The organism is Azospirillum sp. UENF 111221 (assembly GCF_058780625.1).
The window spans coordinates 345,067-357,696 of sequence record NZ_JBSNCH010000005.1 but is presented as its reverse complement, the minus strand read 5'-3'; the positions used below and the strand labels follow the sequence as shown (position 1 = coordinate 357,696).

At 67.4% G+C, this 12,630-nt stretch carries 12 protein-coding genes and 1 riboswitch; of the genes, 4 read left to right on the top strand and 8 right to left on the bottom strand.

From position 1 onward, the window contains the following. Positions 1 to 155: 155 nt before the first annotated feature. Both ACWPN3_RS16070 and ACWPN3_RS16065 read left to right on the top strand, forming a co-directional pair. Positions 156 to 818 (top strand): GAF domain-containing protein, encoded by a 663-nt coding sequence (locus ACWPN3_RS16070; RefSeq protein ID WP_492261909.1) that lies wholly within the window; start codon positions 156 to 158, stop codon positions 816 to 818. Continuing rightward, positions 700 to 1,173: a GGDEF domain-containing protein gene (locus ACWPN3_RS16065; protein WP_492261884.1), complete on the top strand. Its 474-nt coding sequence runs from the start codon at positions 700 to 702 to the stop codon at positions 1,171 to 1,173. Before ACWPN3_RS16070 ends, ACWPN3_RS16065 begins: the two co-directional genes overlap by 119 nt. Positions 1,174 to 1,214: 41 nt before the next feature. Here ACWPN3_RS16065 and ACWPN3_RS16060 read toward each other — a convergent pair whose 3' ends face one another. The 3 genes from ACWPN3_RS16060 to ACWPN3_RS16050 all read right to left on the bottom strand — a co-directional run bounded on the left by ACWPN3_RS16060 (position 1,215) and on the right by ACWPN3_RS16050 (position 5,540). Further along, a complete protein-coding gene (locus tag ACWPN3_RS16060) occupies positions 1,215 to 1,601 on the bottom strand; it encodes a DUF6285 domain-containing protein (RefSeq protein WP_109096292.1) in 387 nt (128 codons plus the stop codon). Next, complete coding sequence (locus ACWPN3_RS16055; protein WP_492240476.1) at positions 1,601 to 2,692, bottom strand: phosphotransferase family protein; 1,092 nt, start codon at positions 2,690 to 2,692, stop codon at positions 1,601 to 1,603. Before ACWPN3_RS16055 ends, ACWPN3_RS16060 begins: the two co-directional genes overlap by 1 nt. Positions 2,693 to 2,894: 202 nt before the next feature. Further along, positions 2,895 to 5,540, bottom strand: coding sequence for a glycosyltransferase (locus ACWPN3_RS16050; RefSeq protein ID WP_109096290.1), 2,646 nt, complete (start codon positions 5,538 to 5,540; stop codon positions 2,895 to 2,897). A 140-nt stretch (positions 5,541 to 5,680) separates the two neighbouring features. Between ACWPN3_RS16050 and ACWPN3_RS16045 the strand changes: the two genes are divergently transcribed. After that, positions 5,681 to 5,944, top strand: a complete 264-nt coding sequence (locus ACWPN3_RS16045) for a hypothetical protein (RefSeq protein ID WP_492261577.1) — start codon at positions 5,681 to 5,683, stop codon at positions 5,942 to 5,944. Positions 5,945 to 6,000: 56 nt separating this feature from the next. Here ACWPN3_RS16045 and gcvPB read toward each other — a convergent pair whose 3' ends face one another. From gcvPB to ACWPN3_RS16020, 5 genes are all read right to left on the bottom strand, one after another. Further along, positions 6,001 to 7,572 (bottom strand): aminomethyl-transferring glycine dehydrogenase subunit GcvPB, encoded by a 1,572-nt coding sequence (gcvPB, locus tag ACWPN3_RS16040; RefSeq protein WP_492240474.1) that lies wholly within the window; start codon positions 7,570 to 7,572, stop codon positions 6,001 to 6,003. Further along, entirely contained in the window at positions 7,569 to 8,912 is a 1,344-nt protein-coding gene (gene gcvPA / locus ACWPN3_RS16035) for an aminomethyl-transferring glycine dehydrogenase subunit GcvPA (protein ID WP_492240473.1), read from the bottom strand. Before gcvPA ends, gcvPB begins: the two co-directional genes overlap by 4 nt. Position 8,913: 1 nt before the next feature. Further along, complete coding sequence (gcvH, locus tag ACWPN3_RS16030; RefSeq protein WP_492240472.1) at positions 8,914 to 9,288, bottom strand: glycine cleavage system protein GcvH; 375 nt, start codon at positions 9,286 to 9,288, stop codon at positions 8,914 to 8,916. Positions 9,289 to 9,340: 52 nt separating this feature from the next. Beyond that, on the bottom strand, positions 9,341 to 10,453 hold the full coding sequence (gene gcvT, locus ACWPN3_RS16025) for a glycine cleavage system aminomethyltransferase GcvT (RefSeq protein WP_492240471.1): 1,113 nt from the start codon (positions 10,451 to 10,453) through the stop codon (positions 9,341 to 9,343). A 169-nt stretch (positions 10,454 to 10,622) separates the two neighbouring features. Beyond that, positions 10,623 to 10,738, bottom strand: a riboswitch (glycine riboswitch). 150 nt (positions 10,739 to 10,888) lie between these two features. Continuing rightward, positions 10,889 to 11,410 (bottom strand): hypothetical protein, encoded by a 522-nt coding sequence (locus ACWPN3_RS16020; protein WP_247872814.1) that lies wholly within the window; start codon positions 11,408 to 11,410, stop codon positions 10,889 to 10,891. A 235-nt stretch (positions 11,411 to 11,645) separates the two neighbouring features. Between ACWPN3_RS16020 and ispH the strand changes: the two genes are divergently transcribed. Beyond that, positions 11,646 to 12,623, top strand: a complete 978-nt coding sequence (ispH, locus tag ACWPN3_RS16015) for a 4-hydroxy-3-methylbut-2-enyl diphosphate reductase (RefSeq protein ID WP_174469829.1) — start codon at positions 11,646 to 11,648, stop codon at positions 12,621 to 12,623. Positions 12,624 to 12,630 lie beyond the last annotated feature (7 nt).

Below are 12,630 nucleotides of genomic sequence, written 5' to 3'. Positions count from 1 at the left end.
CGCTGCATTAGGTTATGGCATCATACTGTTCAGAGTATGAAGTTGAGGCGGTTCACCAAGCGTATCCGGGATGGTCCGACGGCATTTGGCCCTTCCTCATGTACGGCCACAACGTTTCATAGACCCACTATTGTCGTGCAGTCGACGGATCCTCCATGTCAGACAAGTTTTTCTCCGAGATTTCCGAGACCCTGTCCTCCGCTCGGTCGGTTGAGGATTTGACCCGCCCGCTGCTGAGCCTGCTTGAAGCGGTAACGGAACTGGAGGCCACCTATCTGACCTGCATCGACCAGGAAATGGGCATACAGCGCGTTCTGTTCGCCTACAACACCAAGACGATGCAGATCCCCGAAGGGCTTGTCGTCCCCTGGGAGGGAACACTGTGCAAACGCGCGCTCGACGAAGGAAGATTCCATACCGAAGACGTGCCGGCGCTGTGGGGCGATTGCGACGCCGCCAAGGCTCTCGGCATCCAGACCTATGTCAGCACGCCGGTCAGGCTGAATGACGGCACGCTGTTTGGAACGCTGTGCGCGGCCGGTTCGGAACGCAAGCCGCTGACCCCGAAGGGGGAACAGAACTCTTCGCCTGTTTTCCTCGCTGATCGGCCTGCATGTGGAACGGGAACAACTTCTCGAAAACCTGCAATCGGTCAACAGCGCGTTGGAGGCCCATTCCTTCACCGACGTCCTGACCGGATTGCCCAACCGGCGCTTCCTTCTGAAGGAGATGGACCGTCTGTTCGCCGGAGCCGAATCGACAGGGCAGACTGTGCTGATCGCCTTCATCGATCTGGATGGCTTCAAGGCGATCAATGACCGTCACGGCCATGAAGTCGGCGATGCGTTTCTGATCGAGGTGGGCACGCGCCTGTCGGCAGGCCTCCGGTCTGGGGACATCCTCGGACGCTTCGGCGGCGACGAATTCATCGTCACCGGCCTTGGCCCATCCGACGATGCTGCGGGTCAGGCGGCAGCGGAGACCCTCTGCAACCGTCTGGCGCCGCTGCTGATCGGCGACTACGAGTTGCGGGGCGTCACCCTGCACTATTCCGGCGCAAGCTTCGGCCCCACCGCCGTCGATCCACGCACCATCACCGTGGACGCAGCGTTGCGGAAGGCCGATGCCGCCATGTATGAGGTCAAGCGCGAACGGAAGGCACAGAGAGCCTGACCGGGAAGCGGGGCGCCGGGAGCGTCCCGCCCTCGGTACCTTTACCCCAGCGCCTTCGGGTTCGAGATGCCCAGCCGCGCTTCGACGATGGCCTCCAGCGCGTCCATCAGCACGTCCTGCCCCTCCTGGTCGAAATCGCCGGCGGCGATCTCGATGCACAGGCGGTGCTGCAAGGCCTCCACCCGCTTGCGCAGGTCGTCGCCGGACAGCGCGTCGTCGGCATCCTCGCCATAGAGCAGGGCGAGCGCGCCCAGCATCGAATGGCCGGCAGCGTCCAGCCCCTTCAACTCGCGCTCGGCGATCTCCAGCGCGTTGGCGACCATCAGCGCGGCGAACCGGGCCTCCGGCGCCACATGGGGAAGCACGTCGGCACGGAAGGTTGAGGCGGCGATCTCCATCAGGCCGCGGGCATCGGGATTGGCGCGCATCAGGCCACCTTCTCCACGGCACCCGCCGCCATGCCGCCGAGAGCGCTGATGGCACGCAGATGGCGCAGCATGTCCATCTCGATTTCCGGCAGCATCCGTCCGGTCAACGCCAGTTCCAGCGAGCGCTCGGCACCCGAGCTGTGGCGCAGCCCCTGTTCCACCGCGATCGCCGCCCAGCGCAGATAGGCCGCCGTTTCCCAGTAGGCGACGCGCGCCGGATCGACGCGGCGGCCTGAGGTTTCCTCATAGCCGGCATAGAAGTCGGCCCGGTCGGCGATGCCGCCCGCCTCGCGGTCGGGCCGGCGGAACCGCCAGGAGCGGGCGCAGAACCAGCCGAGATCCTCCATCGGGTCGCTGAATCCGGCGAACTCCCAATCCAGGATCGCGGTCAGCGCGCCGTCCTTGACCAGATAATTGCCGGTGCGGAAGTCGCGGTGGCACAGCACCACCGCACCCGGCTGCGGCGCGTTGACCTCCAGCCAGCGCAGCCCCCAGGCAATCACCGGATCGCGCCGTCCCAGATCGCCGAACCAGCGGCGGTACTGCGCCAGCGTCTCCTGCGCCGGGCAGTCGGGCGCCTCGCCCAGCCGCTCCAGCCCCTCGGTATCAGGCCTGATCCGGTGCAGCAGGCCAAGCTGCCGCCCAAGTTCGCGCGCCAGTTCCGGCTGCGCCGTATCCGACCGCGTCACCGCATGGCCGGCACCGAGCCCTTCGGCCCGCCGCATGATGTAGAAGTCATGGCCCAGCACCGCCGGATCGTCGCAGCCGAACAGCGGCTCCGGCGCTATCACTCCGGCCGCGAAGGCGGCGCGCAGCACCACGAACTCCCGCAGCTTGCCGATGCTGGCCGAGATACGCCCGCCACCTTCGGCCCGCAGCACGCAGGCATGGCGCCCGGCCAGCGGCCCGCCGACAATATCCAGAGTCACTGCCAGATTCAGGGAGATCGCCCCGCCGCCGAGCCGTCCATCCTCCGTCACCGTGACGCGGGATGCGCCGGCCTGCGCGGCCAGCCATTGCTCCAGTCGAACCCGGTTGTCGCCGGACAACAGCGAAGGCGGGGACTGGTCGGACGCTTTCACGACGTGCATGACATTCTCCCTCCGAAGGTGGCTGGGCGCGTTGGTTCGCGCGTCTTTATCGGTTTGAGCCGCCGATGGTAGGCACGAAGCGCTGTTGCAGACAAGTTTCACCTTGGTGGGAAAAGCGATTCCACCCCCAAAAAAGTCGGCCCCTCCCCCACCGGTCAGGCGGGGAAGGGGCCGTTTTTGCATGAGGGAAGGAGGAGAGGCCTTACGCGGCGACCGGGTGGCTCGTGCCCTGCTCCTGGCCGGCCGTGTTGCCCTGCTGGACCGCCGGAACCGGGGCCGGCTTGGCTTCGCGGACCGGAAGCATGTCACCGATGCCGAAGGCGACGGCCATCAGGTTCGGCACCGCCATGGCCGCGAGCAGCACCGACCACAGTTCCAGCGACAGGGTGCCCAGCGGGTTGACCAGGGCGGCGGTGGCGGCCGAGGCGACCAGAGCGGCCGAGAGCCAGGCTTCCGGCTTGGCGCAGAAGCGGCCGGCGGTGCGCTTGCCACCCTTGGCGGTCACCCGGAAGGCGTCCTGTTTGCGGAACAGGCCGCGGACAACGGCCAGGGCGACGGTGGTGGACAGCGCCATGCCGACGGCGCAGGCACCCAGGCTTTCCTTCCAGCTGTTGCCCGAGGCATAGCGCGAGGCCAGCAGGCTGGAACCGGCGCGCAGGACCAGCGCACCCAGCACGGCGGCGGTGGCGGCCACCGGCGGCAGGTGCAGCGGCAGAACCAGCGAGGCGAAGGTCCAGACCACGGCGGCGGCGGCGGCGAACAGGCCGACGGCATCGGACCACCAGCGGATCCAGTTGGTGACGTAGCCCAGCTTCTGCCGCGCGCTCAGCTCGGCCGCACCCGGCAGGAACTTCTTCCAGTGGGCGCGAACGATCTGGGTCGAGCCGAACACCCAGCGGTCACGCTGCTTGCGGAACTGCATGAAGTTGTCCGGGGCCAGACCGGCGCCGAGCCGCTCGTCGGTGTAGGCGGCGCGGTAGCCGGCCGACAGGATGCGCAGGCCCAGTTCGGTGTCCTCGCAGATGCCGGCTTCCGACCAGCCGCCGACCTGATCCATCGCCGAGCGGCGCAGCATGATCATCGTGCCATGGCAGATGAAGGCTTGGCTCGACACGCCTTCCTGCATGCCGACGTCGAAGAAGGGACGGTACTCGGCGGTCATCGCCGACTTCAGCACCGTCTCGTGGCCGTCGCGGTGTTCCTGCGGAGCCTGGACGATCCCGACCGACGGATCGGCGAAGGTCGGAGCCAGCTTCGACAGCCAGTCGGGCGACACGGTGTAGTCGGCGTCCAGCACGGCGACGATCTCGGCCGACGGATCGGTGTGGCGCAGCGCGGCGTTCAGGGCGCCGGCCTTGAAGCCGGAGATCTTCTTGTACCAGTGGAACTTGAACTTCGGCCCCAGCGCTTGGCACATCTCCTCCACCGGGCGGACAAGATGCTCCTCCTCGGTGTTGTTGATCAGGACGACGACCTCATAGTTCGGGTAGTCGAGCCGCGACAGCGAGGCCAGCGTAGCGTTCAGCACGTCCGGCTGCTCGCGGCAGGCGGCGACGTGGATCGAGACCATCGGCTTGTGCTCGGTGCTCGGCACCGCGTGCGGCAGCAGGGCCGGGGCGCGGCCGGTCAGCAACCGGCGGGCGACGTCCACCAGATCGGCGAAGGCGACGCTCATCATCAGGGTGCCGAGCGCGAAGGCCGAGCCCCAGGTGGTGACCGCACCGAAGGTCAGATATTCCGAGAAGGCGCCGGCGACGGCGGAGCCGATGGCGAAGCCGATGATGTTGGCGCCCAGCGAGGCGGCCAGTGCAAAGCCGGCATTGGTCCGGCGGCGGAACACGGCGAAGGCCGACAGGGCGAGGCCGACGGCGATGGCGACGCCCGCGGCGACCCGCTCGCCATAGGGGGCGGCGACGGCACCGGTCATCGACCATTTCGGCTGGCGGTCGGCATCCAGCACGCCCCAGGTCGGGCCGGGCGAGCCTTCGATGGTCGACTTCCAGATTCCGTCGAAGGCCTCGACGACGTTGTAATGCAGGCCGAGCGCGTTGGCTTCCGCCGCGAAGCCGCGGACGACGGCGGCCTGGGCCTCCGGCGTCGGGTAGGCGTCATGGAAGTTCTCGCCGCCCGACGGCCAGCCGACCTCGCCGACGAACAGCGCCTTGCCCGGATGGGCCTTGCGCACGGTGTCGAGCCGGTCGCGGATCCAGGTCAGCGCATCGGACACCGGCACGCCTTCCCAGTAGGGCAGGACGTGGACGCCCATGAAGTCGGACGCCTTCACCGTGGCGTCGGCCTTGACCATCTCCGACCACACGTCGGCGGTGCCGACCTTGATGTTGGCCGGGACGGCGGCGCGCACGCGCTTGATGTAGGAGGCCAGTTCGGCATCGGTCAGTTCGGCGCGCAGCAGCGTCTCGTTGCCGACGACGATGCGCTTGATGCCGCGGAATTCCTTGGCGAGCGCGATGCCGTGCAGCACCTCCCGCTCGTTCCGGGACTTGTCCTTGCTCAGCCAGATGCCGAGCGTGACGTCCAGCCCCTTGGACACCGCGATCTCCGGCACCTCGCCCTGCGAGCCGAGAGTCGAGTAGGTACGGACGCCGTCGGCGAAGCCGGCGATGGCGGTCATGTCCTTCTCAATGTCCTTGCGCGGCACCACCGGCTGGTGGTTCGGGTCATAGCTGCGGCCCGACGGCGAATAGGACACCGATTCGATACGTCCCGGCTCCGCCTCCACAGGCGTCGGCGCATTGCGCCAGGACCAGAAGGACGCGTGGCCCGCAGTCACGGCCAGCATGGCGGCGGCGATGGCTGCGCGCCGGATCGAGTTCTTCGGGTTGCTCATGGGGAGTTCGCGTGCCCTGTTGCTGGGTGGCCGCTCGCCACCGGACAGCCACACAAACGGGTGGACCGACTTCCCTATTCCGTCACTTCCAAAAATTTTTTGTGCAGTGCGGAGAGCGGAACCCCGGCAGGCGGCTCCTGTTGGACAACGACAGTTTTCTCAATGCTCAAGCCAAAGGAGAACGCCCCATGGCCACCCGCCACGAAGACAGCCCCGAACACAAGAAGGCCCACGATCTGGCCGAGCAGGCGCTGGACAAGGCCGCCGACGGCGATGCCCGCAAGGCGCGCGACCTGATCGAGGAAGCCAAGAGCATCGATCCGAAAATCGGCGAGGAAATGGCCCGCGAGGCCGCCGAGGATCAGAAGAAGGCCGACAAGTTCGTCGACAAGTCCGACAGGTAAGCGTCAGGAAGACGCTCCCCCTTCCTATGCAGGAAGGGGGAGCGTCGTTTCCACCCTTACTCCGCCGCCAGAGCCTCCGCCGGCACCGGCGGGGTCCAGCGCAGCACCGGCTTGCGGGCCGCAGCGGTTTCGTCCAGACGACGGCGCGGAGTCAGACGCGGCGCGGCCTGGAAATAGGCGACATCGCCAGACTTCGCCCGCTCGGCCAGCGCACGCAGCGCATCGACGAACTGATCCAGGCTGGCCTTGCTTTCCGTCTCGGTCGGCTCGATCAGCAGGGCACCGTGGACGACCAGCGGGAAATACATGGTCATCGGGTGGAAGCCCTCGTCGATCAGCGCCTTCGCCATGTCGAGCGTGGTGACCCCCGTCCCCTTCAGGAAGCGGTCGTCGAACAGGCACTCGTGCATGCACGGCCCCTCGAAGGAGGCCGTCATGACGTCCTCCAGCCGCGCCATGACGTAGTTGGCGTTCAGCACCGCATCGCCCGACGCCTGCCACAGCCCGTCGGCACCATGGCTCAGCATGTAGGACAGGGCGCGGACGAACATGCCCATCTGGCCGTGGAAGGCTTTCATGCGGCCGAAGGCGGGGCCTTCGCCGGCGTTCTCGACCAGCGCGAAGCCGTCCTTGCCGTGGGTGACGTAGGGCACCGGGATGTAGGGCGCCAGCGACTCCGCGAACACCACCGGCCCCGACCCCGGACCGCCGCCGCCATGCGGGGTGGAGAAGGTCTTGTGCAGGTTGATGTGCATGACGTCGATGCCGAGGTCAGCCGGACGCACCCGCCCGACGATGGCATTGAAGTTGGCGCCGTCGCAGTAGAAATAGCCGCCGGCCGCATGCACCGCCTCGGCGATCTCGATGATATCGCGCTCGAACAGGCCGCAGGTGTTCGGGTTGGTCAGCATCAGCCCGGCCACGTCGGGACCGAGCTTGGCCTTCAGCGCCTCCAGATCGACGCGGCCGTCGGCGGTCGCCGGGATGGCATCGACGCTGTAGCCGCAGGCGGCGGCGGTCGCCGGGTTGGTGCCGTGGGCGCTTTCCGGCACCAGGATCTTGGTGCGACCGCTGTCGCCCTTCGCCTCATGGGCGGAGCGGATCGCCATGATGCCGCACATTTCGCCATGGGCACCGGCGGCGGGCGCCAGCGTCACGGCGGCCATGCCGGTCAGCGTCTTCAGCCAATAGGCCAGCTGGTCCATCAGTTCCAGGGCACCCTGCACGGTGCTGACCGGCTGCATCGGGTGCACGTCGGAGAAGCCCGGCAGCCGCGCCATCTTCTCGTTCAGGCGCGGGTTGTGCTTCATCGTGCAGGAGCCCAGCGGATAGAATCCGCTGTCGATGGCGTAGTTCTTCTGCGACAGGCGGGTGTAGTGGCGGACCACCTGCGGCTCGGCGAGGCCGGGCAGCCCCACCTTGGCGCGCGGCTTCACCGCACCCAGGCGCGAGGCCACCTTCGGCAATTCGGGCAGATCGACGCCGGTGCGGCCTGCGCTGTCCTGCTCGAAGATCAGCGGCTCTTCGATCTGGAGGCCGCGGTTGCCGGTGACGGTGCCGGTCACGCCGTCGAACGAGGCGGCACCGGCCGGAATGGCCGACGGACGGCCCTGGTTGTTCATGCTCATGCCAGAACCTCACTCAGAGCGGCAGCGAAGGCGTCCATGTCGGCGTCGGTGTTGGTCTCGGTGACGGCGACCAGCAGCAGGTCTTCCATCTCGCCCGGATAAAGGCGCGACACCGGCACGCCGCCGAGGATGCGGCGCTTGGCGAGTTCCTCGACCACCGCGGCGGCCGGCTTCGGCAGCTTGACGGTGAATTCGTTGAAGAAGCCGTCGTTCAGCACCTCGACACCCGGAACCGCCGCCAGCTTGTCGGCCATCTGGACCGCCTTGGCGTGATTCAGCTGGGCCAGCTGCGTGATCCCCGCTTCGCCCAGCAGGCTGACATGGATCGAGAAGGCCAGCGCGCACAGACCGGAGTTGGTGCAGATGTTCGAGGTCGCCTTCTCGCGGCGGATGTGCTGCTCGCGGGTAGAGAGCGTCAGCACGAAGCCGCGGCGGCCGTCGGCATCCACCGTCTCGCCGCACAGGCGGCCCGGCATCTGGCGGACATATTTGTCCTTCACCGCGAACAGCCCGACATAGGGGCCGCCGAAGTTCAGCGCGTTGCCGAAGGACTGTCCTTCCGCCGCGACGATGTCGGCGCCCATGTCGCCCGGCGGCGTCAGCAGGCCGAGCGACAGCGCTTCGGTCACCACGACGATCAGCAGCGCGCCCTTGGCCTGGCAGGCGGCGGCCAGATCGGTGTAGTCGCGGACATGGCCGAACACGTCCGGGTTCTGCACGACGACGCAGGATGTCTTGTCGTCGACCAGCGCCAGCAGATCCTCGCCGCCGGTCGGGGCGGCCGGCAATGCCACCGCCTCGAAGCCGATGAAGCGGGCGTCGGTGGTGGTCACGTCGCGGTAATGCGGGTGCAGGCCGCCGGATAGGATCGCCTTCTTCCGCCGGGTGACGCGGTTGGCCATCATGACGGCCTCGGCGCAGGAGGTGGCGCCGTCATACATCGAGGCGTTGGCCACATCCATCCCGGTCAGCAGCGCGACCTGGGTCTGGAACTCGAACAGGACCTGAAGCGTGCCCTGGCTCACCTCCGGCTGGTACGGCGTGTAGGCGGTCAGGAACTCGCCGCGCTGGACCAGATGGTCGACGGTGGCCGGAACATGATGACGGTAGGCGCCGGCGCCGAGGAAGCTCGGCACCGACCCCGCCGGCACATTCTTGGCCGCCATGGAGCCGAGCAGCCGTTCGACCTCAAGCTCGCCCATATGGTTGGGCAAGCCCCCGATCGGGCCGGCCAGACGGGCCGCCTTTGGAACGTCGCGGAACAGGTCTTCGACCGATGTTGCGCGGATGGCCTCCAGCATCGACTGCCGGTCGGCCTCGGTCAGGGGCAGATAGCGCATGTTAGTGGGATTCCTCCACGAAGGCCTTGTAGGCCGCTTCGTCCATCAGACCATCCAGTTCGGAGGCGTCCTTGAGCTGAAGCTTGAAGAACCAACCATCGGTTTCGGCGGCGCTGTTGACCATCGACGGGTCGTCCACCAGGGCCTGGTTGGCCTCCACGACGGTGCCGGACACCGGGGCGTAGACGTCGCTGGCGGCCTTCACCGATTCGACGACGGCGGCTTCCTTGCCCTTCTCCAGCACGCGGCCGGCCTCGGGCAGCTCGACGAACACCACGTCTCCCAGCTGGCTCTGGGCGAAATCGGTGACGCCGACGGTGGCGACATCGCCATCGACCTGAACCCACTCGTGGTCCTTGGTGAATTTCTTGGTCATCTGAAGATTTCCCTGTTCGAAACGGTTGCTTGTGGTTGGAAACGCCGAGGCATTAGCCCCGGTAATAGCGTTGCGGCACGAAGGGCGTGGCGGCGACGCGGGCGGGCAGCGGCTTGCCGCGCACGATCAGAGTCAGAGGCGTGCCCACCGCGGAGTTCGCGATGTCGACATAGCCCATGGCGACCGGCGCGCCGGCGGTCGGGCCGAAGCCGCCGCTGGTGATCTCGCCGATGACGGTACCCTTGGCATCCTGGATTTCGGTGTGCTCGCGGGCCGGCTGTCGGCCTTCCGGCTGGATGCCGACGCGGCGGCGCGCGGCGCCCTCAGTCAACTGCCGGTGGATGATGTCGTAGCCGGGGAAACCGCCCTCGGCGCGGCGGCGCTTCGGCAGCGTCCATTCCAGCGCACCGTCGACCGGCGTCGTGGTGGTGTCAATGTCGTGGCCGTAGAGGCAGAGCCCGGCCTCCAGCCGCAGCGAGTCGCGGGCGCCCAGACCGATGGCCTCGACCTCCGATTCGCCCAGCAGCGCACGGGCGATCATCTCCGCGTCCGCCTTGTCGCAGGAGATCTCGTAGCCGTCCTCGCCGGTGTAGCCGGAGCGGGTCAGGATCACCGGCACGCCCTTGAAGGTGGCGGACAGGTAGCTCATGAACTTCATGGTGGCGGCTTCCGGGACGAAGCGGGCCATCACCTCGGCCGCCATCGGACCCTGGAGCGCCATCAGCGCCAGATCGTCCAGCAGCTCCACCTCGGCCTTGCCGGCCAGCTTCTCGCGCAGGTGGGCGACGTCCTGCTCCTTGCAGGCGGCATTCACAACCAGGAAAAGGTGATCGCCGGCATTGGTCACCATCAAATCGTCGAGGATGCCGCCCTGCTCGTTCAGGAACAGCGTGTAGCGCATGCGGCCCTGCGCCAGCCCCTTGATGTCCCCGGGAACCAGCGTTTCCAATGCGGCGGCCGGATCGGCGCCGGTCAGGCGGACCTGCCCCATGTGGGACACGTCGAACAGCCCGGCCTTCTCGCGGGTGTGCTGGTGTTCCTTGAGGATGCCCAGGGGATACTGCACCGGCATGTCATAGCCGGCGAAGGGGACCATGCGGGCGCCAAGCTCGACATGGAGCGCGTGCAGCGGGGTGGTCTTGAGAGCGGTTGCGGCCTCGGTCACGCTGGTCCTCCGACAGGGTTACGGCACCCGCACCGGGATCGGTGCAGGAAGCTGCCCCCTCTGTCTTGGACCTGAGAGATTCACCGCCGTCCGGTCGAGCCGGGCACCCGGTTTACTCCTTCGGTGAGTCGCGGCGACTGGGCGCCGAGGCTGCTTTCCAGAGTTGCCTTATCCCCTTGCGGTCCTTTTGCCTGAGAGTTTCCGGGGGCGGTTGCTCCTTCGGCGCCGCCTGCGGACCTGCCGATTTACGACAGACTCACAAGCGATCTCTCCCGCGAGGGATCATCGGCGTGATGGCGGCACACTGTCGCGAATGGACAGGTTTGTCAATTGGAGGGATTGGGCTCCACGCCCGCCCTGCCCCGACCGTCATCCCCTCTGAGACGGGAATGACAGTCGGAAAGAGAAGGTTCCGGCACCGATGAGCAGAAGCGCTTACTTCTTCACCTGCGTCCGGTTGAAGTTCAGCTGCTCGGGCGTCAGCTGGAAGCCGAGATAGATCTTCCAGTCCTTGGCGTTGGCGTCCTTGGGCAGCGGGATCTTCGGCGTCAGTTCCTCGCGGGTGCCGGCGCGCGGCTGGCCGGGGACGAAGGTCACGTCGGTGTCGAAATAGGCCTTCGACACCAGCGTGTCGTCCGGCTGGGCCACGGCGACGAAATACTGGTACTTGGCCGTGGTGCCCTGGAGCGCCGGACCGCGTTCCGCCACCAGATAGACGTTCACGTTCACGGTGACGCCGCTGCTGGTGTAGTCGCAGCTGCCGGTGAAATCGGTCAGGGCGGCGCGCGACTCCAGATCGGTCAGATCCTTGCCGCCGGGACGGAACACCGTCACTTCCTGCAGGTCGCGGACGATGTTGACCTTCGGGCAGGCCAGCGCCGCTTCCGACGGGTTCGTCGGCCCCAACCCCATGCCGGAGCAGCCGGAAAGCACCAGAACGGCCCCGGCCGCGAGCAACGCAGGGCGGCCCATCCCAAAGAGGGACGCCAGCGGGCTTTTCCGGGCGGGGGTTCCTATATTACGGTCGCGGCGGTCCATCGGTTCGGCCTGATCGGTTAACGGGCTGTTGGATCGCGACTTTAGTGTCCCAGCTTGACCGGCACAAGACCGCGCGGCGGTTCTATCCCTTGTGACCGTTCAGCACAGGATTACCTAAGGGCGACCCAATCCACGCAAGGGCGGTACAGCGCATATGACCACGACCAATTCCCCAACCCGCCAGCCCCTGACCATCCTGCTGGCGGCACCGCGCGGTTTCTGCGCCGGGGTGGACCGGGCGATCCAGATCGTCGAGACGGCGCTGGAGCGCTTCGGGGCGCCGGTCTATGTGCGGCACGAGATCGTCCACAACCGCTTCGTGGTCGAAAGCCTGGAGGCCAAGGGCGCCGTCTTCGTCGATGAGCTGACCGAGGTGCCGGACGGCCGCCCGGTGGTCTTCTCCGCCCATGGCGTGCCGAAATCGGTGCCGCAGGCGGCGGAGGCGCGCGGGCTGTTCTATCTCGACGCCACCTGCCCGCTGGTCAGCAAGGTCCACCGCGAGGCCGAGCGCCATCACGAGGACGGCAAGCAGATCGTCCTGATCGGCCATGCCGGCCATCCCGAGGTCATCGGAACCATGGGCCAGCTGCCCGCGGGCGCTGTGGTGCTGGTGGAGACGGTGGCCGACGTCGCGACGCTGGAGGTGAGCGACCCGGAAAACCTCGCCTACGCCACCCAGACCACCCTGTCGGTCGACGAGACCACGGAGATCCTGGCCGCGCTCCAGGCCCGTTTCCCCGCCATCGCCGGGCCGAAGAAGGAGGACATCTGCTACGCCACCACCAACCGTCAGGCGGCGGTGAAGGCCATCGCGCCGAAGGTGGAGGCGCTGCTGGTCCTGGGCGCGCCGAACTCCTCCAACTCCAAGCGTCTGGTCGAGGTGGCGAAGACCCATGGCTGCCCGGCCGCCCAGCTGGTCCAGCGCGCCGCCGACATCGACTGGAGCGCGCTGGCCGGCGTCGCCCGCCTCGGCATCACCGCCGGCGCGTCCGCCCCGGAAGTGCTGGTGGAGGAGGTCATCGAGGCTGCCCGCAGCCGCTTCGACGTGACGGTGGAAGAACTGCGCACCGCGACCGAGAACATCGTCTTCAAGCTGCCGCGCGCGTTATCGGTGGAGCAGGAGGCGGTTTGAGGGGGCG